Origin of the sequence: Xanthomonas maliensis, from assembly GCF_009192945.1 — a bacterium.
GTDB classification, from domain to species: domain Bacteria; phylum Pseudomonadota; class Gammaproteobacteria; order Xanthomonadales; family Xanthomonadaceae; genus Xanthomonas; species Xanthomonas maliensis.
Genome location: NZ_NSET01000046.1, coordinates 1 through 20746 on the forward strand (window position 1 = coordinate 1; position 20746 = coordinate 20746).

Consider the following 20746-nt stretch of genomic DNA (forward strand, 5'->3'; position numbering starts at 1 on the left):
GGGTCCCGAGTCCCGGCCCCATCGATGATCGAGCACGAGCGCGGCTTCGTCCTGCACGTGCGTGCCTGGCGCGAGACCAGCCTGTTGGTGGAAGTGCTCAGCGAGCAGTACGGGCGTCTAGGGCTGTTGGCGCGCGGCGTGCAGGGGCCGCGCCGGCAGACCTTGCGGGCGGCGTTGCAACCGTTGCAGTTGATCCAGTTCAGCGCCGCACAGCGCGGTGAGCTGGCGCAGTTGCGCCAGGCCGACGCCATGGATACCGCGCCGCGGCTCAGCGGCGAGGCGATGCTGGCCGGGTTCTATATCAACGAATTGCTGCTACGGCTGGCACCGCGGCACGTTCCGGTGCCCGAGCTGTTCGCCTGCTATGCCCAGGCACGGGAGCGGTTGGGGTCGTCGCAGTCGCTGGCCTGGAACCTGCGCCGGTTCGAGCGCGATGTACTCGAAGGCCTGGGCGTCGGGTTCGATTTTCAGGCGGCCGCCGATGGCCAGCCGATCGATCCGGCGGCGCGCTACCGGCTCGATCCGCAGGAGGGGCCGCAACGCGTGCACAGCGAGCGGATGGCGCAGGACCGCCGTGAAACGGTCACTGGCGCGGCACTGTTGGCGCTAGGGCAGGACCGACTCCCACTTGCCGAGGACCTGCCCGGCCTACGCCGCAGCATGCGTGCGGTGCTGCTGCACCATCTGGGCGGACGCGGACTCAAGTCCTGGGAAATGCTGGAAGACCTGTCCCGCCGCGTCGCCGGCGCGCCCCTGGCGGGGGGAGATCGACAGGACTGAGCAGCGGCGTTCAGGCGGCTGGCGGGAGCGTGGGCGGAGGTGCCGGTCGCGAGCGGCGCCGTGCACTGCCGAGACGGCGTCAGGGCGGAGAATGGCGCCAGCGTGGTGTATGCGCCTCGGCGCTTGCTCAGACAGGGCTGTCCGGCCGCTGGCGCCCGCTGCTGCACGCTGCTCAGTGCAGCAGGGCAGCGACGGCGGCGTGGAACTGGGTTTGTGCGGTGGTGGATTGCGGGTCGCCGCGCAACAGCCTGACGGCGCCGGCCAGGCGGGCGGCACCCACGAAGCCGCAACTGGCTTGCAACCGATGCAGATGCGCGCGCAAGGCGTGCTCGTCGCTGACCAGCAATGCCGAGTCGACTGCATCGCGGGTGCCAGGCAGTTCGGCCAGGAACAGTTCGCGCAGGGCGCGCAAATGGTCCTGCTGGCCATTGAGCGCACTCAGCGCCGCCGCTTCATCCCAATCGCTGGCGGCGATGTCGACCACGCCTACCGGCGTGATGCTATAGCGGCCGCGCGCCAGGCCCCGCCGTACCGCCTGCAGCAGACGTTCCGAACTGAGCGGTTTGACCAGCATTTCCAGGAAGCCATCCGCTTGCAGGCTGATCTGCATGCCGGCGGTGCCGTCGGCGGTATGTGCCAGTGCCGGCACATCTGGATGCAGCAGGCGCAGAGCCCGCAGCAGGCCACTTCCGGTTCCGTCGGGCAGGTTGACGTCGATCAACCACAAATCGTGGCGGCGGCTGCGGGCGCGATCCAGCGCTGAAGACAGCGAATCGGCGCAATCCACCTGCGCTGGCAGAGCCTCAAGGGCCGCCTGCAGAAAGCCTCGGCTGGTGGGATCGTCCTCCACCAGCAGCAGCCGAGGGTGGGGGTCCTGACGTGTCGCCATGTTCATGCTGCCTCCTTGTCAGCGTGCCGACCCGGGACCCAGGCTGGCTGCGGAGGAGTGTGCCTGCGTTTGTGCAAGCCGACAATTGTCCTGGGACAGGAGGCGGCCGCCAGGCATCGCATCTGCGACAATACGCACCCTTTTTTGCACGCAGCTGCCGCCACGTGGCCAGATCCAGAAATCGCTTCGACCGCACGCCTTTCCAAACCGCCATCACCGATCTGAGCCACGACGGCCGCGGCGTGGCGCGCCGCGAGGGCGAGGGCGGCAAGGTGACCTTCATCAGCGGCGCGTTGCCTGGCGAGCACGTGTTGGCCGAGCCAACCGCGCGCAGCCGTCATTTCGACGAAGCCAGGACGGTAGAGGTGTTGCAGGCCTCGCCGCAACGGGTCGTTCCGCGTTGCCCCCACTTCGGCGTCTGCGCCGGCTGCGTGCTGCAGCACCTGGACGAGGACCAGCAGATCGTCGCCAAGCAGCGCGTGCTGATGGAGAACCTGGAGCGTATCGGCCATGTGACCCCGCAGTCGGTACTGCCGGCGCTGGTCGGCGATAACTGGGGATACCGGCGCAAGGGGCGGTTCTCGGTCCGACGGGTGGAGAAGAAGGACAAGACGCTGGTGGGCTTTCGCGAGCTCGATCCGCGTTTCGTCGCCGACCTGTCGGTCTGCCATACGGTCATTCCGCAGATCGGCGAGAAGATCACGGCGCTGGCCGCGCTGGTGGAGGGCCTGGACGGCAAACGTGATATTCCGCAGATCGAGTTCATCGCCGGCGACGACACCGTGGCGCTGACCGTGCGGCACCTGCAGCCGTTGAGCGAGGCTGACCGCGCTGCGCTCACCGCGTTCGCTCAAACCAACGGGTTTGCGATCTTCCTGCAGCCCGGTGGCGTAGACAGCGTGCACCCGCTCTGGCCGCAGCAGGTGCCGTTGTCGTTCCGGTTGCCGCAATGGGATCTCGAGCTGGCCTTCCGGCCGCTGGATTTCATCCAGGTCAACGCCACCCTCAACCAGAAGATGATCGCCCACGCGCTGGCCTTGCTGGATGCGCAGCCGGATGACCGCGTGCTGGATCTGTTCTGCGGGCTGGGCAATTTCACCCTGCCACTGGCGCGCAGCGTGCGCGAAGTGGTCGGCGTCGAGGGCGATGCCGGGCTGGTGGCGCGTGCGCGCGAGAACGCGCAGCGCAATGGCTTGGCCAATGCGCAGTTCCATGCGGCCGACCTGACCCAGGACCAGCGCAATGCACCGTGGATGCGCCAGGGTTTCGACAAGCTGTTGCTGGACCCACCGCGCTCCGGCGCCATCGACGTGTTGCGGCAGCTGCCGTTGAAGTCGTTCGCGCGCATCGTCTATGTCAGCTGCCATCCGGGCTCGCTGGCGCGTGATGCCGGCTATCTGGTCAACGAGCAGGGTTTTGCCTTGACCGCTGCCGGTGCCATGGACATGTTCCCGCATACCGCGCATGTGGAAAGCATTGCGGTGTTCGAACGACGTTGATCGCGGGTGGCCGCGTCGTCGCTCACGCAGGCAGCGCGATTGGTCATCCTCATCGCCAGACACATACCTACTCCGGATCCGATCGCATGCCGCTAGAAATCGAACGTAAATTCCTCGTCGTCGGCGACGGCTGGCGCCAGGCCGCGCACGCGGTCATCCCGATGGCACAGGGCTATATCAACGATCAGGCGGCGATGGACAGCGGTGCGCAGAAGGCGTCGGTGCGCGTCCGTCTGCAGGGCGACAGCGCCTTCCTCAACCTCAAGTCGCGCGAGCTCGGCCATACCCGCCAGGAGTTCGACTATCCCATCCCCGTCGACGATGCCCGCGCGCTGCTGGCGCTGTGCGTGGGCGGGATGATCGACAAGCGCCGGCATCTGGTGACGCACCAGGGCCATCTCTGGGAAGTGGATGAATTCCTCGGCGATAACGCCGGCCTGGTGGTGGCCGAGATCGAATTGGGCAGCGCCAACGAGGACTTCGCCAGGCCGGAATGGATTGGCAAGGAAGTCACCGACGATCTGCGCTACTACAACCTGGCATTGGCCTCGCATCCGTTCAATCGCTGGTAGCGGCAGCCAGCGCGGGCTGCGCTGCGGCTTCGCGCCGAAGCGATCGCGGTAGCGAACCGACGACGCGGTGCGGGCGAGCCGGTCGCGCAGGCGCCTGCAGCTGCACCCGCCGTCGTTCATGCGTCAGCGACGCCGCATGCTGGCCTGCATCGCGTCGAGCGAACGATCCATCGGTGGGGCGTGCGAATGGTGCCCCGCTCGCGACACAGCGTGCCACGCGCCACACGTCAGCCAGGCCACGCAGCGCGTAAGCTCGTCTTCCCTCCCGCTGGCAGCGTCGCCGATGCGTATCGATCTATGGTCCGATCTTGCCTGTCCCTGGTGCTGGATCGGTAAACACCGGCTGGCGCAGGCAATCGCCCTGTTGGGTGCACAGGCGCCTGCGCTGGAGATCCACTATCACCCGTTTCAGTTGGAGCCAGACGCCGGCCTGGAGCCGGTGCCGCTGCGCGAAGCGCTGGCGCGCAAGTTCGGTGGCGCCGAGCGGGTCGGAACGATGCTGGCCCAGACCCAGGCCACCGCGCGTGCCGAGGGCCTGCCGTTCGATTTCGATCGCGGACAGGTCCACGTCAATACCCGGCGCGCGCATCGGCTGCTGTGGTTGGCCGCGCGGGAGGGCGACGTCGAGGCGGTGGCCGAGGCGCTGTTCCATGCCCATTTCGCAGAGGGTCGCAATCTGGCTGCGCTCGACACCTTGATCGCGGCCGGTGCCGCCGGTGGTGTGGACCAGGCCCGCGTGCGCGCACTGTTCGATGGCCAGGACGGTATCTCCGAGGTCGAGGCCGAGCTGGCCCAGGCCGCGGCGCTGGGCATCCAGGCCGTTCCCAGTTTCGTCATCGATGGCCGTCACCTGGTGCAGGGCGCGCAGCCGCCCGAAGCGCTGGCGCGGGCACTGTTGCAACTCTCGCAGGCCAGTGCTGGTACTGACGCGGCCGCCTGTGGACCGGATGCCTGCGCCCACTAGCGGCGGCCGCGGCCGCTTGGCAGGCCGCGAGCGATGCCGGCCAGTGCGATGGCAAGCCCTGACGATGCAAATGCAAGGGCTCTCTGGGCACTGAAGGCCGTCGCGCTGGTGGGCGCCGGCGTGGTGTCTGCGGTCGCTGCGCAGCCCTTCGCTGAATGGGCAATCTGACGCTGCTGCGCGCATCTGCGACAATGCCGCGCTGCGCCAGTCCGGCGCCTGGCCCGGGAGTGTGCCCACAATGCTATTGATCGGCGTCGCCGGTACCGAACTCAGCGCGCAGGAGCGCGATTGGCTGCAGCACGATGCAGTGGCCGGGGTGGTGCTGTTCAAGCGCAATTTCGCTTCGCGCGCGCAGGTTGCCGAGCTGTCGGCGGCGATCCGCGCCGCTGCGCCGCGGCCGCAACTGATCTGCGTCGACCAGGAAGGCGGTCGCGTGCAGCGTTTCCGCGAGGGCTACAGCGCGTTGGCGCCGTTGCAGAGCTTCGGTGAGCGCTACGCGCAGGATCCGGACGGCGCGCTGGAACTGGCACGCGACCATGCGCGCCTGATGGCCAGTGAGGTGCGCGCCAGCGGCGTGGACCTGAGCTTTGCGCCGGTGGTCGACCTGGCCCGCGGCAATCGCGCCATCGGCGATCGCGCCTTCAGCGACGATCCGCAGGTGGTGGCGACCTTCACCCGCGCCTATGTGCAGGCGCTGCACTCCGCCGGCATGGCCGCCACGCTCAAGCATTTCCCCGGCCACGGTACCGTGCTGGAGGACACCCATGTCGACAAAGCCACCGATCCGCGACCGCTGGACGTCTTGCAGGCCGAGGACCTGGTGCCGTTCGTGGCCGGGATCGAGGCCGGGGCCGATGCGGTGATGATGGCGCACGTGGTCTACCCGCAGGTGGCGCCGGAACCGGCAGGCTATTCGCCGCGCTGGATCACCGACATCCTGCGCGGCCAGATGGGCTTTCGCGGCGTGGTGTTTTCCGACGACATCGGCATGGCCGCCTCGTTCACTGCCGGCGGCGTGACCGCACGGGTGCATGCGCACCTGGATGCCGGCTGCGACGTCGTCCTGGTCTGCCACCCCGAATTGGTCGCCGAATCGCTGCAGGCCGTGGCTGGTCGCAGTCTCAATACCGCAGCACTCATCGGCCTGATCGGCCGCGGCGCGTTGGGCTGGGATGGCCTGCTCGCCGGTGGTCCGGATGCCGCTCCCCACTCCCACGTCTCCGCCTCTCTCGGAAGAACTGCCTGATGTCCACGCTTACCATTCCGCAGGCCCTGGCCCAAGCCGACCTGCTGGTCGATCGCCCGGCCATCGATGCCGCCATCGCCACCATCGCCGAATCCATCGCCCGCGACTATGCCGGCGAGGTGCCGGTGTATCTCACCATCATGCACGGTGCGCTGCCGTTCTCTGGCCAGCTGGCGCTGGCGCTGGGCGAACGTGGTCAGGATCTGCAGTTCGATTACCTGCATGCCACGCGCTACCGCGGACAGACCAGTGGCGGCGAGTTGGTGTGGAAGCACCGTCCGGCGACGGCGTTGTTCGGGCGCCGGGTGATCCTGGTCGACGACATCCTCGATGAAGGCTATACGCTGCAGGCCGTGCGCCAGTGGTGCCTGGAGCAGGGCGCCACCGATGTGCGCGTGGCGGTGTTGACGGTCAAGCGTCACGATCGTTGCGTGCCGGGCGTGAGCGCGGACTATGTCGGCGTGGAAGTGCCCGATCGCTATGTGTTCGGCTTCGGCATGGATGTCGGCGAGCAATTGCGCGGTATCCCGGCGATCTACGCGATGAAGCAATGACGCCAACGCGGCGTTCCGTTGCGCGTGCGTTCGTTGCGCATGCGCGTCGATCCGATTTTCGTTGCAGAGGTTGAGCGTGTCCCCCACTTCCATCGCATTGGCCGTCATCGGCGGCACCGGCGTCTACAAGCTTGCGCAGTTGCAGGATGTGCAGAGTCATGAGGTGCACACGCCCTACGGCGCGCCCTCCGGTCCGATCCGCGTCGGCACGCTGTTGGGCCAGCGCGTGGCCTTCCTGGCGCGGCATGGCGAGGGCCACTCGCTGCCGCCGCACAAGGTCAATTACCGCGCAAATGTCGCTGCATTGCAGCAAATCGGCGCCACCCGCGTGCTGGCACTCAATACGGTTGGTGGCATCACCGAACGGTTCGGGCCGCGCGTGCTCGCCTGTCCGGATCAGTTGATCGATTACACCTGGGGCCGCGTTTCCACCTTCTGCGAAGAACCGGACAGCGAGGTGCAGCATGTGGATTTCGGCCACCCCTACATGCCAATGTTCCGCAGCAAGATCATTGCCGCGGCCAAGGTGACGGGCGTCACGCTGGTCGACGCCGGATGCTACGGTGCAACACAAGGGCCGCGGTTGGAAACGATTGCAGAGATCGCCCGCATGCGCCGCGATGGCTGCGACCTGGTCGGCATGACCGGCATGCCCGAGGCCGCGCTGGCGCGCGAAAAAGGCCTGGAGTACGCCTGTTTGGCGATTGTGGCCAACTGGGCGGCAGGCTGCGGCGACGCCCAGGAAATCACCATGGCCGAGGTCCTGGCCAACGTCGATGCCGCCTCGGCGGGGCTGCCGGAACTGGTCGGGGAACTTGCACGCGGGTGATTGTCATCGGGGCATAAGCTTTGCATACTCGGCGCGTACGCCAGCCGTACACCACCCATTAATTTTGCAAAGGTCTCGCATCACCATGCCGAACGGTACCGTCAAGTGGTTCAACGACGCCAAAGGATTTGGCTTCATCTCACCGGAGGACGGCAGCGCCGATGTCTTCGCGCACTTCTCCGCGATCAATGCCAAGGGCTTCCGCAGCCTGCAGGAAGGCCAGCGCGTCAGTTATGACGTGACCCAGGGCCCCAAGGGTGCTCAGGCTTCGAACATTACGCCGGTTGAGTGAACACGCGACTGCGCGATTGAAAAACCCCGCTTCGGCGGGGTTTTTTTTGCCACCGGCAGCGATCTGATCCATTGCCAGTGAGCTAGGGCGTGTTATGCACTTTGAGATGAGAGGCGTTGGTCGTCAGCGGTGCGGAGCGGGTGCTGCGTGGCGCCGGCTTGGCTGGCCGCCAAGGCAAGCTGCGCGACGCACGCTCCGTGCCGCTGACGGCCAGCCCTCCGGGAAGCGTCCTGTGGCGCGCCGATACCGCGTTGCGCGCTCTGCCCAGGCGGCTAGCCTGGGCTGCAGCGCACGCCTTGTCTCGACGCGCCACAGCACGCTTCGCACTCATCTCAACATACATAACACGCTCTAGGACAGGGAAGATGCAACAGGCATTGCGCATTGCAGTGGTGGGGTATGGAACCGCCGGGCAGGCATTGGCCGTCTTGCTGGGCGCCGATGGGCATCGGCTGGACGTCTTCGAGCGCGCAACCACGCCGGGACCGGTTGGTGCGGGTTTTTTGCTGCAGCCGAGCGGCTTGCAAGTCTTGTGGGCGATGGGCTTGTTGCCGCAGGTGCTGGCGCACGGCGCACCGGTGCGCCGCTTGTATGGCGAGACGCCGTGCGGAAGGGCGGTGATGGACATGCAGTATCGCGACCTGGATCGGCGCCTAGTGGGCGTTGGCATGCAGCGCGGTGCGTTGTTCGCGCTGCTGCGCGATGCCTGGCCGGAGCACGCGCACCTGCATGCCGATACGCAGATCGTCGCGATCGACGAGCAGGGCACACGCGTGCAGGATCAACGCGGGCACTGGCATGGCCCTTACGATCTGATCATCGCCGCCGACGGTGCGGCATCGGCGCTGCGCGCGCAGGTGCAAGGAACGCGGCTGGATCGGGTCTATCCCTGGGGCGCATTGTGGTGCCTGTTGCCACGCGAGGACTGGCCGTTCGTCGATGAGTTGCGCCAGCGCTACATCGGCGCGCGCAAGATGATCGGGCTGCTGCCGGTGGGAACCCGGCCCGACGACCCGGTGCCGCGGCTGAGTTTCTTCTGGAGCCTGCCGTGCAGCGATTTTGCCGGCTGGGAGCAACGCGGCATGGCGGCGTGGCGCGCCGAGATCGCACAGATGTGGCCCGATGCGTTGGCGCGGATGGATGGCGTGCAACTGCACACCATGCTTGCGCGTGCCAGCTACCGCGATGCGGTGTTGGCGCGCTGGCACCGTGGTCGGGTGGTGCTGGCCGGCGATGCCGCGCATGCCATGAGTCCGCAGTTGGGGCAGGGCGTCAATATGGCGCTGCTGGATGCGCTGGCGTTGCGCGATGCCTTGCGTGCGGCGGCCGATCTGGACACCGCCTTGCACCACTATCAACGCGAGCGGCAGGCGCACGTGGCGATCTACCATCGCTGGAGTCGCTGGTTGACGCCGTTGTTCCAGTCCGAGCGCGATCTGTGGGCGCGCGGCCGCGATCTGTTGCTGCGGCCGATGGGCCGCGTGCCGGGTGGACGTGGGCATATGTTGCGCGTGCTCAGCGGTACCCAGCATGGCTGGTTCGGTGCGTTGGCCTTGCAGCCCGCGTTTGTCGACGCGTTGTCGCAGGCGGTGGCAGCGCAGCCGTCCAGCGCTGCCGCGCTGGCGCCGGCACGCTAGCGCGGCGGCAAGGCCAGAGCCGCACCTTCGACACAGGCGACCAAGCGCTCGCCGGGAGCGAGCATGGGCACGATGCCGGCGGTGAAGTGCGAGAACGCCGGTAGCACGGTGACGCGTTCGCGTAGCCAGAATGCTGGCCAGCGTCGCGACAGACCGGGCAGTGCGGCCAGTGGATGCAAGTGGCCGCAGAGCACGTGGCCATGCGGATGCGGCAACGGGTCGTGGCGCAGCACGAACGGGCCATCTTCGACCTGTTCTCCGGCCGCTTCGATATGCAGGTCGGCGCCGCCGACGGCGCGATCGTGGTTGCCGCGGATGGCGATCACACGCAGTGCGCAGTGCTGCTCGCGCCACGCGCTCCAGCGTCGGTGCCAGGCCGCGCGTGGCGCTGGACCATGCAGCAGATCGCCGAGGATCCACAGCGCCTGGACCGGCCGTGCCGCCAACAGTCGGTCCAATCGTTCCAGGTCGAGCGCGGTGCCGCCGGCGGGCAGGCCGATGCCGGCACGGCGAAACACATCCGCCTTGCCCAGATGCAGGTCGGCGATCAACAAGGCGCGATGCGTGGGCCGATAGAGCGCGCGATCGCCGAGCAGTTCGACCGCTTCGCCCGCCAGTTGCAGGTGCACGCTATCGTTCATGCCGGCGTTCCAATTGGGTGGCGGCGCGTAGCACGCGTTCTTTCCAGTCTTCGGTGCTGAGTTGGCCGCGTACACGCTCGGCCCAGAGCGGGAACGACAATGGCGTCAGGCTGCGCGGCGTACACAGGCAGAGCCGGCGTTGCGCGCAGTCTTCCAGTGCCGCGGCCAGGCGTGCCAGTTCCAGCTGCCCTTCGAAGACTTCGCGCTCAGCCTGTGCCAGCAGCAGGTGGTTGGGGTCGAAACGCTGCAGCACGTCATACAGCAGGCCGCTGGAGGCTTGCAGTTGGCGCAGGCTGCGCGGTGCGCGTCCGGGGAGTGCCGGCGACAACAGGCCTGCCACCCGCGCGATCTCGCGAAACTGACGGCGCGCCAGCTCGCCCAGATTGAGGCTGTCGCGCAGGTCGTCGAACAATTGGGCCGGCGACAACAAGGCCTGCAGCACGTCCGCATCGATCGCCGCGTCCTGTGCCGGTGACAGCACGAAGCCGTAATCGTTGGCGGCAAAACTGAAGGTATTGCGCTGGCGCCGGCCCCAGCGTGCGGCGAGCAGGGCGGCGAGCCCTTCGTTGACCTGCCTGCCAGCAAAGGGATACACGAACACATGGCGGCCATCGCGGGCCTTGATGTTCTCCACCAGCAGATGGCCGGGCCCGGGCAGGGCGGATAGCCGTGCCTGCAGCGCGAGCAGCGGCGCCAGCGCGCGCATTTCCGGCGCATCGCCGGGATCGGCGAACACCGCTTCCACTTCGCGCCCCAGCGCCGACGACAGCGGCATGCGGCCGCCCATCCATTTGGGTACCGCGCCGCTGCCACTGCGGGCCACCCGCACGTAAGCGGTCATGTCTTCCAGCCGCACCAGCTCCAGTAGCCGCCCGGCGAACTGGAACTGATCGCCGCGCCGCAGGCGGCCGATGAACTGTTCCTCCACCGCGCCCAGTCGCCCGCCACGCAAGAACTGCACGCGCACACTGCCGTCGCTGGTGATGGTGCCGATCGAGAGCCGATGGCGCAGCGCAACCCGGCGGTCGTTGACGCGATAGCGGCCATCGACATCGCGCACGACCTTATGGAAATCCGGATAGTGCGCCAGCGCGCTGCCGCCCTGCACGATGAAATCGAGTACGGCCTGCCAGGTTGCCGCATCCAGCGCGGCGAAGGCATCGGTGCCGCGCACCTCTGCAAGGAGCGCGTCGGCATCGAAGCCGCCACCCAGCGCAAGCGTCACGCAGTGCTGCGCCAACACATCCAGCGACAGCCGTGGCGGTGGCCGCGACTCGATCTGACCATGGGCGATCGCGCGGCGGGCGGCGGCATATTCGACCAGTTCCAGCGCGTGCGATGGCACGCAGACCACGTGACCGGCGGTCCCCGGACGATGGCGCGCACGTCCGGCACGCTGCAGCAACCGCGCCACCCCCTTGGGGCTGCCGACCTGCAACACCTGATCCACGGCCGGGAAGTCCACTCCCAGATCCAGGCTGGAGGTGGCGACCACGCAGCGCAGGCTGCCATCGCGTAGGCCTTGCTCGGCCGCCATGCGCAGCGCTGGATCCAGCGAGCCATGATGCAGGGCCAGGGTCGCTGGATCCTCGGGCCAGACTGCATTCAAGGCCTGGTGCCAGAGCTCGGCCTGCGCGCGGGTATTGGTGAACACCAGGCTGGTGCGTTGCTGCAGGATCTTCTGCAGCACGCGTGCCAGCTGCGCCAGGCCGAGATGGCCGGCCCACGGAAAGCGTTCGCCGCTGTCGGGCAGCAAGGTTTCCAGGGTCATCGCCCGCGGCGGCACACCGGAGACCAGCGCCGCGTCGGGTTGGTGCGGCAGCAGCACATCGCGTGCCTGCTGCAGATTGCCCAGGGTCGCCGACAGTCCCCAGATCCGCAGACCCGGCGTCCAGGCGCGCAGGCGCGCCAGGCATAGTTGCAGCAACACGCCGCGCTTGTTGCCGACCAGCTCGTGCCATTCGTCGACGATCACGCAGCGCAAGGCGGCCAGCTGCGGCGCGGTATCGGGATAGGACAGCAGCAGCGCCAACGACTCCGGCGTGGTGACCAGGACATCCAGCTTGCCGCTGCGCGCCAGGCGCTTGTCGCGCGCGCTCGCATCGCCGGTACGCAAGCCCACCTGCCAGCCCAGGCCCAGTGCCTCCACCGGCTCGCGCAGCGCGCGCGCGGTGTCGGCCGCCAATGCGCGCAGCGGGGTGATCCACAGCACCTGCAGGTCGCGCTGCGGCTGGCGTCGTCCGCTGCGCGGCGTGGGTGTGCTCGCCGCTGTGGTGGCGGCCAGCGCTTCCAGCAACGGGCCGCCGAATGCAGCGAGGGTCTTGCCGCTGCCGGTCGGCGTGTGCAGCAGCCCCGATTCGCCCGCCAGGTAGCGCTTCCACATCGCGCGCTGGAACGGCAGCGGCGTCCAACCGCGCTGCGCGAACCACGCCCGCCACCGTTGCAGCGGCGTCCCCACCGCGGTCGCCGCTAGCGTCATCGCGCCAGCGCCTGCAGGGTGTGCAGGTGGTCGGCCTCGGCGAAGGGCTTGTCTTGCCGCCAGCGCAGGATGCGTGGAAAGCGCACGGCGATGCCGGACTTGTGTCGGCTGCTGCGATTGACGGCTTCGAAGCCCAACTCGAACACATGATGCGGGGTCACCGCTCGCACCGGCCCGAAGCGTTCGGTGGTGTTGGCGCGGATCCAGCGATCCAGTTGCAGGATCTCCTTGTCGTCCAGACCGGAGTACGCCTTGGCCACCGGCACCAGCTGACCCTCGTGCCACAGCCCGAAGGTGTAGTCGGTGTACAGCGTGCTGCGCCGTCCGTGTCCGGCCTGCGCGTACAACAAGACCGCATCGATGGTGAGCGGGTCGATCTTCCACTTCCACCAGTCGCCGCGACGACGGCCGGATTGGTACGGCGAGAGGCTGCGCTTGAGCATCAGCCCTTCGACGCCGCGCGCACGCGCTTGCAGACGTGCCTGTGCGGCAGCCTGCCAGTCGGCGGCCTGCAGCAGCGGCGAGACGCCGATCCGCGGATCGGCAAGCTTGGCGAGCACGTCGTCGAGCAAGGCGCGGCGTTCGCGCAGCGGCCGTTCGCGCAGATCTTCGCCGTCCAGTTCCAGCAGATCGTAGGCGAGCACGCGCGCGGGTGCGGCGGCGAGCGTCTTGGGGCCGGGCTTGAGCCGTTGAATGCGCGTCTGCAGCGCGGTGAAGGGCAGCGGCAAGGGCTGCTCTGGCTGCCATGCCAAGAGTTCGCCATCGATCACGGTGCCGTCGGGCAAGCCCAATGCGGCCTGCTCGATCTCCGGAAAGCGCCCATCCAGCCGCTCCTCGCCGCGCGACCACAGCGCCGCTTCACCGGCGCGACGAATCAGCTGCAGGCGGATGCCGTCCCACTTCCACTCCAGCAGCCAATCCTCGACTGGCCCCAGGTTCTCGACCTCCGCTTCCAGCGGCGATGCCAGGAAGAACGGGTAGGGCTGCTGGCGATCGCCAGGCAGTTCTTCATGGGTCAGCAGCTCGGCCAGATAGGTCGGGTGCGGGCGCCAGCTGCCGAGCATGCGTTGGGCGATGCGTGCGATGTCCACACCCGACAGTTCGGCCAGCGCTTGTTGCACCAACCGCTGCGAGACGCCGACGCGCAGCGCGCCGGTGAGCAGCTTGTTGAACACCAGGCGTTCGTCGAAGGCGAGCGTGCGCCACGCCTGCAGAATGCATTGCTTGCGGATCGATACGTTCTGGTTGGCGATCGGCAGCAGACGGTGCTCGATCCATTCGGCCAGCGGTACATCGTCGGCGGCGCTGGACGGGTCGTCCAGCAGCAAGGCCAGGGTTTCGGCCAGATCGCCGACGTGGTCGTAGCTGTCGGCGACCAACCAGTCGGCGATGCCGGCGGCCTCGGCGATCCATTCGCGCAACTCGCCGCTGCTGGCGATGCGCATGCGTGCGCCGGCGACCTTGCCGCCGCACAGCAGGAACAGCGCCCAGGCGGCATCGGGCGCTGGCGCATCGCGGAAATACGCCACCACGGCGGCGCGCTTGTCCAAGGTGCCGGTGCTGCGGTCCAGGCGGCGATACAACGCGGCAAAACGTCTCACGTCTGGCTGCCTGTCTCGTACCGCGCCGTGGCACGCAGTTGCAGCGCACGGCGGGTGAACGCACTCAAGGGCCGCGGCCGTCGCAGCCGTGGCGGCCCCAGCGTCGCCGCCGGCACGGCGCGATGCAGGCGAAACGCCAGCGCATGGCGACGAAAGACGAGCGCGCCGCTGAGACGGATGCGCGGCCGTGCGCGCAGACAGCCGCGGGCGGGCAAGGGATTCATTCCTCGGCCCCGAAATCGGTACGGAAGGCTTCGGCAGCGACGCCGTGCTCGCGCAGATGGCGGATCAACGCATCGGTGTTGCCGTGGGTGGCGATGACCCGGCGCGCACCGGTCTGTTCGATCGTGCGCAGCAGATCCGGCCAGTCGGCGTGGTCGGATACGACAAAGCCGCGGTCGTAGTTGCGGCGGCGGCGATTGCCGCGCAGTCGCATCCAGCCGGACGCGAAGCCCTGCTGTGCGCGGCGAAAGCGGCGGATCCATGCGCTGCCGGCGGCCGAGGGCGGCGCCAGCACCAACTGCCCGGCGTAATCCGCACCGCGTGCCTGCTCGCTGACAGGCTGGGTCTCCAGCATCGGGATGCCAGCCTGGCGGTAGACCTCCACGCCGGCGGCGATCGCGCCATGCAGCAGGGCCGGTTGGCTGTCGAGCGTGCGCAGCTCGGCCAGCACGCGTTGCGCCTTGCCCAGCGCATAGCAGTACAACAGCGCCGCTTCGCCACGGGCCGCACATTCCTGGCGCCAAGCCACGATGTCGGCCGCCACCGCTGTGGTCGCCGGCCAGCGGTAGACCGGCAAGCCGAACGTGGCCTCGGTGATGAAGGTGTCGCACGGCACCACCTCGAATGGCTTGCAGGTGGGATCGTGCTGGCGTTTGTAGTCGCCCGAGGCCACCCACACCTCGCCATCGACCTCGATGCGCACCTGCGCCGAGCCGAGCACGTGACCGGCCGGATGCAGTGAAACGCTTGCGCGCCCGAGTTGAAAGCGCTCGCCATCGGCGTGCGCGTGATACGCCTGTTCGCCCAGCCGCCAGCGCAGGATCGGCAGGCTGTCCTGCGTGCAGTGATACGCGCCCATGCCGCTGCGCGCGTGGTCGCCATGCCCATGGGTGATGACCGCCCGCGGCACCGGGCGCCAGGGGTCGATATGGAAGTCGCCCTGGGGGCAGTACAGGCCTTCGGGCCGCAATACCACCAGGTCGCCAGGCGTGTGAGGGCCGTCGTGCATGCGGCAACTCTGGCCAAGCCGGTGTGCAGATCCTGAGAATGGGAGCGGCGATCCGGCCGGGCAGTCAGAGGCCGGTGCGCCTCAGTGCAACGCACCGGCCATGCCCTATCGGTGGGCAGCGCGGCAGGAGCGGTGTGGAGTGACCGGGCCGGGCACCATGACGTTGCCTTCGGCGCGTCTGCGGAGACTGCTTCTATGCACCAACACCGGCGCCGCCGGTGTTGGCGTGGGTCGTGAGTCAGTGCCGCGTCCGGCGTCCGCCACCGCGCACCGCCTTGGCTTCGACTGCCAGGCTGAAGCTGCGCTCCTCGCCGCTGAACATCGCACCCACGTCCACGATCTGGCGGCGAATCTCCTCGCCCTTGCCGTTACGCACCGACACCACCACGGTGTATTCCAACGCCTCGCCCTCGGCAGGGTGGCGGATCGTGCCCTCGACCTTGAGCGGCACGATCGGCGCCGGCTGCGCGTGTTGCAGCGCAGCCGAATCGAAGCGCAGATGATGCCGGCAGGCAGGGCAGACGCTCGCACTCTCCAGGATCGTGGCCTTGCAGTGGGGGCAACTGCGGGTGGCGCCTGGCGTCCCGGGGCGGGGTGAGCTCATGTGCTGCCGGCGTCGCCATCCGTTGCGGCCTTGCCGGGCGATTTGGCCGGCTTGGCGCCGTCCTCACCCCAGCCGAAATCGGCTTGGCCGCGCATGCGTGCGCCGGCGGCCACGGTCAGGCTGCCGGCCTTGACGTCGCCGACCAACAGGCCGGAGGTCTGCAGCTCCACCTGCGAGGCCGACTCGATATTGCCTTCCAGTTCGCCGGCAATGATCACCTTGTTGGCACGCACGCCACCGTTGAGCTTGGCGCCGCGTTCGATCGTCAGATCGCCCTTGACGTTGACGTCGCCCTTGAAGCGGCCGGCCAGGCGGACATGGCCGGCGCCTTCGATCTTGCCTTCGATACTGATGTCGGCGGCGATCAACGACTCCTTGGCGGTGCTGGTCGGTGCCCCGCTGGCAATAGGTTGCACCGGAGCGGTTGCGCTCGCTGCGTCGCCAGGCGGGGTGGCCCCCGTCTCGGCGCCGAACAGCCGGCCATCGGCCGCGGCGGGTGGTTCGGGAACAGCGGGGAGACCGTCTTTCTTGGTGTTGCCAGGATCGCGCCACATCGACATCGGGAACCTCGTTCGGGTGGGTCGCCTCGACTATCGCTGCGCACGGCGATCTTTTATGTGACGCAGCGCGCATTACAGCGCCCTGGCTGGAGGGTCAGGACACCGATGGATCTGCGCTCTGATGGCGTTGGACCCGGTTGCGGCCGTTACGCTTGGCCACGTAGAGCGCCGTATCGGCCTTCTGGATCAGTGCCGAGCCCAGCTCGCCATCGAGCGGAAAGCTGGCCAGTCCAATCGAGGTCGTCACCTGCGGCAGCTGGCGGGCACCGTCGTTGACCCTCAGCGCCGCCATGTCGGCGCGCAGTTGTTCGGCCAGTTGCAATGCTTCCTCGCCATCGGTCTCCGGCAGGATGACGGTGAACTCCTCGCCGCCGTAGCGGCAGGCCACGTCCTCGGCACGCAGGCGGGTCTGCAGCAATTCACCCACGGCGGCCAGCAGCAGATCGCCACCGGCATGTCCCTGGCTGTCGTTGAACTGCTTGAAGTGGTCCACGTCCAGCATCAGCACCGACAGCGGCAAGTCGCGGCGTGCGCACCGCGCCAGTTCGTGACTCAGCGCTTCTTCCAGGTAGCGGCGGTTGTACAGCCCGGTCAGCGGGTCGCGGATCGATTGTCGACGTAGCGACTCACGCAGACGCAAATTGCTTAGCGCCAGCGAGAGCTGTTCGGCGGCTGCTTCAGCGATTTCCAACCGCGGCAGCGGGCCTGGCCCGGGCGCGGACAGGAACAGAAATCCTAGCTGGGTGCCTTGCGCCGACATCGGCAGGCAGGCGGTCGTTGCCGCCACGTCGGGACTCGCGTCGATATGCGCGCACACGGCGTCGCGATCCATCTGCTCGATGACGTGCGGCTGCCCACGGCGCAACGCCCAGCATTCTTCCGGTAGCAGGTGCGGGGCACTTTGCACCAACTGTTCGCCCCAGTGGCTGATGACCTCGGCGCGATCCTGCGAGGCCCGCAGCAGGTAGACGCTTCCTGCAACGCCGGGCAGCAACCGTGACAGGATGCGACTGCTGACTTCCAGCGCTTCTTCGGCGCTGACGCAACTCTGCAGCAGTCCGGTATAGCGGCTGAGCAGATTCAGATCGGCGGTGCTGCGCTGCAGGGCTTCGATACTCGCGCCCAGCTCGGTGTTGGCGCGCGCGGCGGCTCGTTCGGCCTCTGCGCGATGGCGCAGTTCGCGCATCAGCAAGCTGTAGACCACTGCGACCACGGCGACCCCGAATGGGATGCCCGCCAAGGCCAGCACCAGCAGCAGCGCTGCGCTCTGTCGACTGCTCTCGGCGCGCTGGGCCAGCAATTCCTGTTCGCGTTGCACCATCGTCGAGGCCAACTCCCGTATCGCACTGGTGGTCCGGAAGGCGCCCTGGCGGATGCTGCTGCGCGCTGGCTCCAGGCCGCCCCCCGCATAGATGTCCAATACCTGCTGGATTTGCTGCAAGCGCGCGTTCACCAGTCGCTGCAGTTGATCGAGATGGCGCTCTTGCGCAGGATTGTCGGCGATCTTGCCGCGCAGCTTGTCGAGCAGGAGCGGCAGTCGCTCCACGCTGCTCTGGTAATCCTGCAGATAGGCTTCGTTGCCGGTCAGCAGGTAGCCGCGTTGGGCCGACTCGGCATCGAGCAGGCTGGCCTGGATTTCGTCGACGCGGCCGATGACTTCGTGGGTATGTGCGACCAGCGCGGCGTCGGCCACCGAGCGACGCGCACCGACGAAGATACCGACGCCGATCACCACGAAGATCAGACCTGCGAACAGCAGCGCGAGCTGATTGCGGCGCCGGGAAATGAAGGATGTAGACATGGTGCGGATTTTAGCCTTCGGACTCAGCCGCAGCGCATGCCATTGCTATAGAAAACGCCCGTCGCCAATGGCAACGGGCGTGCGATCACGTCAAACCTGCCGTTGGGCTCAGTGCTGGGAATGCTCGGCGTTGTGCTCGGCCGCATTCTGTTCGGCCTTGTTGGCCATTTCCCTGGTCTTGTCGGCGGTGGCGTCGGCCGCATTGGCGGTCGCCCGGCTTGCATCGGCGGCCAATTCGCGTGCGGCGACGCGCGCGTCGGCGGTCGCCTCCTTGGCCTGCACCGCTGCGCGATCGGCGGCCTGTTCGGTCGCGGCGGCGGCGTGTTTGGCGGCGGAGGCGGCGTCGCGTTGCGCCTGCTCGGCGTCCGGGCCCTGGCAAGCGGCGAGGGCGAGGGTGGCGACTGCGCTCAGCGAGAAGAGGCGGAGAGTGCTCATGGCGATGCGGGTCCTGTTCCGGTTGGGAGAGCCGAGCTTAGGCATGGGGGAATGCAGTCGGCGTCAATGCGGCCAGGCGGACGTTCGGGCTCGGCAGGACGGGGCAGAGAGTGCATGCCGTATTGCCGGCAATCGCGCGCGGGCGCGAAGACGATCCACGTGCAGGATGATGTTCTCTGGGCAAAGAAAAAGCCGCTAGGGAGTAGCGGCTTTTTCCAGACTCGCTTGAGGCGAAGAAGTGATTACTTCTTGGCTTCCTGAGCGGTGTCCTTAGCGGCTTCGGCGGTGTCCTGAGCCGTCTTGGCGGCGTCAGCAGCCTGCTCGGCAGCAGCGTCGGTCGCGGCGCCCGAAGCGGCCTGGGCAGCGTCGGCAGCGGTGTCGGCCGAAGCAGCGGCGGTGTTGGCAGCAGCCTGAGCGGCGTCAGCCGACTGCGAACCCTGAGCAGCAGCCTGGTCGGCAGCGGCCTGAGCGTCGGTGGCGGCTTCGTTGGCCGAAGCAGCAGCGTCCTGAGCCTGTTCCGGCTTCGAGCAAGCGGTCAGGGCCAGACCCAGAGCCATTGCGATCAGCAGCTTGTTGATGGTCATTGTTTCAATCCTCGTCGTTAGATTAGGCAACGCGCTAGTGCGCGCCCCCGACATGATGACGGCCCGAAGACTAGTGTCAAGCGCGCGCGCATTCAGTTTTGAAAATTCGCTGTTAATTTCAATTAAATCAATTCGATAGCGATGGCGGTTGCCTCGCCACCACCAATGCATAGGGTTGCGATTCCGCGGGTTTTGCCGTGGCTGCGCAACGCGTTCACCAATGTCACCACTAACCGTGCGCCGGATGCACCGATGGGATGACCGAGCGCACAGGCGCCGCCGTGCACGTTGACCTTGGTATGCGGAATGCCCAATTGCTTGATCGGCGCCATCGCCACCACGGCAAAGGCTTCGTTGATCTCGAACAGGTCGACCTGCTCCAGATTCCAGCCGATCTTTTCGATCAGCGACTGAATCGCTGCGACCGGGGCAGTGGTGAACCACTCCGGCGCCTGTGCATGGGTGACGTGGCCGACAATGCGCGCCAACGGCGTCACTCCACGTCGTTGCGCTTCGTCAGCCGCCATCAGCACCGTCATCGCCGCGCCATCGGAAATGCTGGAGGAACTGGCGGCGGTCACTGTGCCGTCCTTCTTGAACGCAGGCTTCAACGTGGGGATCTTGCCGATGTCGGACTTGCCCGGTTGCTCGTCGGCATCGACCACGACTTCGCCCTTGCGGGTGGTCACGGTGACCGGAACGATTTCCGCAGCGAACGCACCGTCGCGCTGTGCGGCCTGGGCGCGCTCGACCGAGGCGATCGCGAAGGCGTCCTGGTCGGCGCGGCTGAAGCCGAGCTTTTCTGCAGTGGCTTCGCCAAACACGCCCATCGCCTGGCCGTCATAGGGATTGGTCAAACCGTCCCAGGCCATGTGGTCGACTGCCTGAAAATTGCCGTAGCGATTGCCGGTGCGCGAGTTGGGCAACAAGTGCGGCGCGTTGCTCATCGATTCCATGCCGCCGGCGACCACGACACTGGCCGAGCCAGCCTTGATCAGATCGTGCGCGAACATGATCGCCTTCATGCCCGAACCGCAGACCTTGTTGATCGTGGTCGCGCCGGTGGAGGTGGGAATGCCGGCAGCGATGGCCGCCTGCCGCGCCGGTGCCTGGCCCAGGTTGGCCGGCAGCACGCAGCCGATGATCACTTCCGAGACATCGGCCGGCGCCAGGCCCGACTGCGCCAATGCCCCGCTGATGGCGGTCGCGGCCAGCGTCGGTGCGGGGACGCCATTGAACTGGCCAAGGAACGAACCGATGGCAGTACGTTTTGCAGCGACGATGACGATGTCGGACATGGGGACCATTACCGTTTAAAGTGAAACGATTATCGACCTGGCGGTCGATTCGCGCCAGCGCCAAGTGAGCGCGACAGTGGTTGTTCAATGGCGTATAAACGGCGCATTGGCGCCCTGTCGTGGCGGCGCCGCCAGGAATGGGTTCGGGGAGAGCCGCACAATGAAGACGAAGGAAGTCGCCATCACCGTATTGGCGTCGGCGCTAGCCGTGGCATTGACCGCCTGTGGTGGCGGTGGCGGGGGTGGGGGT

The 20746-nt window shown here is 67.5% G+C and carries 21 protein-coding genes; 9 read left to right on the top strand and 12 right to left on the bottom strand.

Going from position 1 to position 20746, the window contains the following annotated elements:
- Positions 1-24: 24 nt before the first annotated feature.
- Complete coding sequence (recO, locus tag CKY51_RS14360; protein ID WP_022973377.1) at positions 25-780, top strand: DNA repair protein RecO; 756 nt, start codon at positions 25-27, stop codon at positions 778-780.
- 172 nt (positions 781-952) lie between these two features.
- Here the strand turns inward: recO and CKY51_RS14365 are convergent, their stop codons facing one another.
- Complete coding sequence (locus tag CKY51_RS14365) at positions 953-1675, bottom strand: response regulator (RefSeq protein WP_022973378.1); 723 nt, start codon at positions 1673-1675, stop codon at positions 953-955.
- A gap of 158 nt (positions 1676-1833) precedes the next feature.
- Between CKY51_RS14365 and rlmD the strand changes: the two genes are divergently transcribed.
- From rlmD to CKY51_RS14405, 8 genes are all read left to right on the top strand, one after another.
- A complete protein-coding gene (gene rlmD, locus CKY51_RS14370; RefSeq protein WP_022973379.1) occupies positions 1834-3168 on the top strand; it encodes a 23S rRNA (uracil(1939)-C(5))-methyltransferase RlmD in 1335 nt (444 codons plus the stop codon).
- A gap of 86 nt (positions 3169-3254) precedes the next feature.
- Complete coding sequence (locus tag CKY51_RS14375) at positions 3255-3740, top strand: CYTH domain-containing protein (RefSeq protein WP_022973380.1); 486 nt, start codon at positions 3255-3257, stop codon at positions 3738-3740.
- A gap of 283 nt (positions 3741-4023) precedes the next feature.
- Positions 4024-4704: a DsbA family oxidoreductase gene (locus tag CKY51_RS14380; protein WP_022973381.1), complete on the top strand. Its 681-nt coding sequence runs from the start codon at positions 4024-4026 to the stop codon at positions 4702-4704.
- Positions 4705-4942: 238 nt separating this feature from the next.
- Positions 4943-5950, top strand: a complete 1008-nt coding sequence (gene nagZ / locus CKY51_RS14385; protein ID WP_022973382.1) for a beta-N-acetylhexosaminidase — start codon at positions 4943-4945, stop codon at positions 5948-5950.
- Positions 5950-6504, top strand: a complete 555-nt coding sequence (locus CKY51_RS14390) for a hypoxanthine-guanine phosphoribosyltransferase (protein WP_022973383.1) — start codon at positions 5950-5952, stop codon at positions 6502-6504. Before nagZ ends, CKY51_RS14390 begins: the two co-directional genes overlap by 1 nt.
- A 76-nt stretch (positions 6505-6580) precedes the next feature.
- A complete protein-coding gene (locus CKY51_RS14395) occupies positions 6581-7333 on the top strand; it encodes an S-methyl-5'-thioinosine phosphorylase (protein WP_031340331.1) in 753 nt (250 codons plus the stop codon).
- Between the two features lie 85 nt (positions 7334-7418).
- On the top strand, positions 7419-7625 hold the full coding sequence (locus tag CKY51_RS14400) for a cold-shock protein (protein WP_022973385.1): 207 nt from the start codon (positions 7419-7421) through the stop codon (positions 7623-7625).
- A 365-nt stretch (positions 7626-7990) separates the two neighbouring features.
- The gene (locus tag CKY51_RS14405) at positions 7991-9262 is read left to right on the top strand and encodes an FAD-dependent oxidoreductase (protein WP_022973386.1); all 1272 of its coding nucleotides are present in this window, start codon (positions 7991-7993) and stop codon (positions 9260-9262) included.
- Here the strand turns inward: CKY51_RS14405 and pdeM are convergent.
- From pdeM to CKY51_RS14460, 11 genes are all read right to left on the bottom strand, one after another.
- Positions 9259-9903: a ligase-associated DNA damage response endonuclease PdeM gene (gene pdeM, locus CKY51_RS14410; protein ID WP_022973387.1), complete on the bottom strand. Its 645-nt coding sequence runs from the start codon at positions 9901-9903 to the stop codon at positions 9259-9261. The two genes, CKY51_RS14405 and pdeM, sit on opposite strands and share 4 nt — an antisense overlap.
- Positions 9893-12382 carry a ligase-associated DNA damage response DEXH box helicase gene (locus tag CKY51_RS14415; protein ID WP_022973388.1) on the bottom strand — a complete coding sequence of 830 codons (2490 nt, stop codon included), beginning with the start codon at positions 12380-12382 and terminating at the stop codon, positions 9893-9895. The genes pdeM and CKY51_RS14415 overlap by 11 nt, the downstream gene beginning before the upstream one ends.
- Positions 12379-13983 carry an ATP-dependent DNA ligase gene (locus CKY51_RS14420; protein ID WP_022973389.1) on the bottom strand — a complete coding sequence of 535 codons (1605 nt, stop codon included), beginning with the start codon at positions 13981-13983 and terminating at the stop codon, positions 12379-12381. Before CKY51_RS14420 ends, CKY51_RS14415 begins: the two co-directional genes overlap by 4 nt.
- Entirely contained in the window at positions 13980-14207 is a 228-nt protein-coding gene (locus tag CKY51_RS14425; protein WP_022973390.1) for a hypothetical protein, read from the bottom strand. The genes CKY51_RS14420 and CKY51_RS14425 overlap by 4 nt, the downstream gene beginning before the upstream one ends.
- Positions 14204-15214 carry a ligase-associated DNA damage response exonuclease gene (locus CKY51_RS14430; RefSeq protein ID WP_022973391.1) on the bottom strand — a complete coding sequence of 337 codons (1011 nt, stop codon included), beginning with the start codon at positions 15212-15214 and terminating at the stop codon, positions 14204-14206. Before CKY51_RS14430 ends, CKY51_RS14425 begins: the two co-directional genes overlap by 4 nt.
- A 238-nt stretch (positions 15215-15452) precedes the next feature.
- Positions 15453-15818, bottom strand: coding sequence for a hypothetical protein (locus CKY51_RS14435; protein WP_022973392.1), 366 nt, complete (start codon positions 15816-15818; stop codon positions 15453-15455).
- On the bottom strand, positions 15815-16378 hold the full coding sequence (locus tag CKY51_RS14440; protein ID WP_022973393.1) for a bactofilin family protein: 564 nt from the start codon (positions 16376-16378) through the stop codon (positions 15815-15817). The genes CKY51_RS14435 and CKY51_RS14440 overlap by 4 nt, the downstream gene beginning before the upstream one ends.
- A 94-nt stretch (positions 16379-16472) precedes the next feature.
- Complete coding sequence (locus CKY51_RS14445) at positions 16473-18179, bottom strand: diguanylate cyclase (RefSeq protein ID WP_022973394.1); 1707 nt, start codon at positions 18177-18179, stop codon at positions 16473-16475.
- Between the two features lie 108 nt (positions 18180-18287).
- Positions 18288-18614, bottom strand: coding sequence for an XAC1346 family secretion chaperone (locus CKY51_RS14450; protein WP_022973395.1), 327 nt, complete (start codon positions 18612-18614; stop codon positions 18288-18290).
- A gap of 242 nt (positions 18615-18856) precedes the next feature.
- Positions 18857-19198 carry a hypothetical protein gene (locus tag CKY51_RS14455; RefSeq protein ID WP_022973396.1) on the bottom strand — a complete coding sequence of 114 codons (342 nt, stop codon included), beginning with the start codon at positions 19196-19198 and terminating at the stop codon, positions 18857-18859.
- Positions 19199-19320: 122 nt separating this feature from the next.
- Positions 19321-20496, bottom strand: a complete 1176-nt coding sequence (locus tag CKY51_RS14460) for a thiolase family protein (protein WP_152249415.1) — start codon at positions 20494-20496, stop codon at positions 19321-19323.
- Between the last annotated feature and the right edge of the window lie 250 nt (positions 20497-20746).

Excerpts from the sequence above, each read along its gene's own strand:
- recO (WP_022973377.1), top strand. The coding sequence starts at position 25 with ATGATCGAGCACGAGCGCGGCTTCGTCCTGCACGTGCGTGCCTGGCGC.
- CKY51_RS14365 (WP_022973378.1), bottom strand. The coding sequence starts at position 1,675 with ATGAACATGGCGACACGTCAGGACCCCCACCCTCGGCTGCTGCTGGTG.
- CKY51_RS14375 (WP_022973380.1), top strand. The coding sequence starts at position 3,255 with ATGCCGCTAGAAATCGAACGTAAATTCCTCGTCGTCGGCGACGGCTGG.
- CKY51_RS14380 (WP_022973381.1), top strand. The coding sequence starts at position 4,024 with ATGCGTATCGATCTATGGTCCGATCTTGCCTGTCCCTGGTGCTGGATC.
- nagZ (WP_022973382.1), top strand. The coding sequence starts at position 4,943 with ATGCTATTGATCGGCGTCGCCGGTACCGAACTCAGCGCGCAGGAGCGC.
- CKY51_RS14390 (WP_022973383.1), top strand. The coding sequence starts at position 5,950 with ATGTCCACGCTTACCATTCCGCAGGCCCTGGCCCAAGCCGACCTGCTG.
- CKY51_RS14400 (WP_022973385.1), top strand. The coding sequence starts at position 7,419 with ATGCCGAACGGTACCGTCAAGTGGTTCAACGACGCCAAAGGATTTGGC.
- CKY51_RS14405 (WP_022973386.1), top strand. The coding sequence starts at position 7,991 with ATGCAACAGGCATTGCGCATTGCAGTGGTGGGGTATGGAACCGCCGGG.
- pdeM (WP_022973387.1), bottom strand. The coding sequence starts at position 9,903 with ATGAACGATAGCGTGCACCTGCAACTGGCGGGCGAAGCGGTCGAACTG.
- CKY51_RS14415 (WP_022973388.1), bottom strand. The coding sequence starts at position 12,382 with ATGACGCTAGCGGCGACCGCGGTGGGGACGCCGCTGCAACGGTGGCGG.
- CKY51_RS14425 (WP_022973390.1), bottom strand. The coding sequence starts at position 14,207 with ATGAATCCCTTGCCCGCCCGCGGCTGTCTGCGCGCACGGCCGCGCATC.
- CKY51_RS14430 (WP_022973391.1), bottom strand. The coding sequence starts at position 15,214 with ATGCACGACGGCCCTCACACGCCTGGCGACCTGGTGGTATTGCGGCCC.
- CKY51_RS14435 (WP_022973392.1), bottom strand. The coding sequence starts at position 15,818 with ATGAGCTCACCCCGCCCCGGGACGCCAGGCGCCACCCGCAGTTGCCCC.
- CKY51_RS14440 (WP_022973393.1), bottom strand. The coding sequence starts at position 16,378 with ATGTCGATGTGGCGCGATCCTGGCAACACCAAGAAAGACGGTCTCCCC.
- CKY51_RS14445 (WP_022973394.1), bottom strand. The coding sequence starts at position 18,179 with ATGTCTACATCCTTCATTTCCCGGCGCCGCAATCAGCTCGCGCTGCTG.
- CKY51_RS14450 (WP_022973395.1), bottom strand. The coding sequence starts at position 18,614 with ATGAGCACTCTCCGCCTCTTCTCGCTGAGCGCAGTCGCCACCCTCGCC.
- CKY51_RS14455 (WP_022973396.1), bottom strand. The coding sequence starts at position 19,198 with ATGACCATCAACAAGCTGCTGATCGCAATGGCTCTGGGTCTGGCCCTG.
- CKY51_RS14460 (WP_152249415.1), bottom strand. The coding sequence starts at position 20,496 with ATGTCCGACATCGTCATCGTCGCTGCAAAACGTACTGCCATCGGTTCG.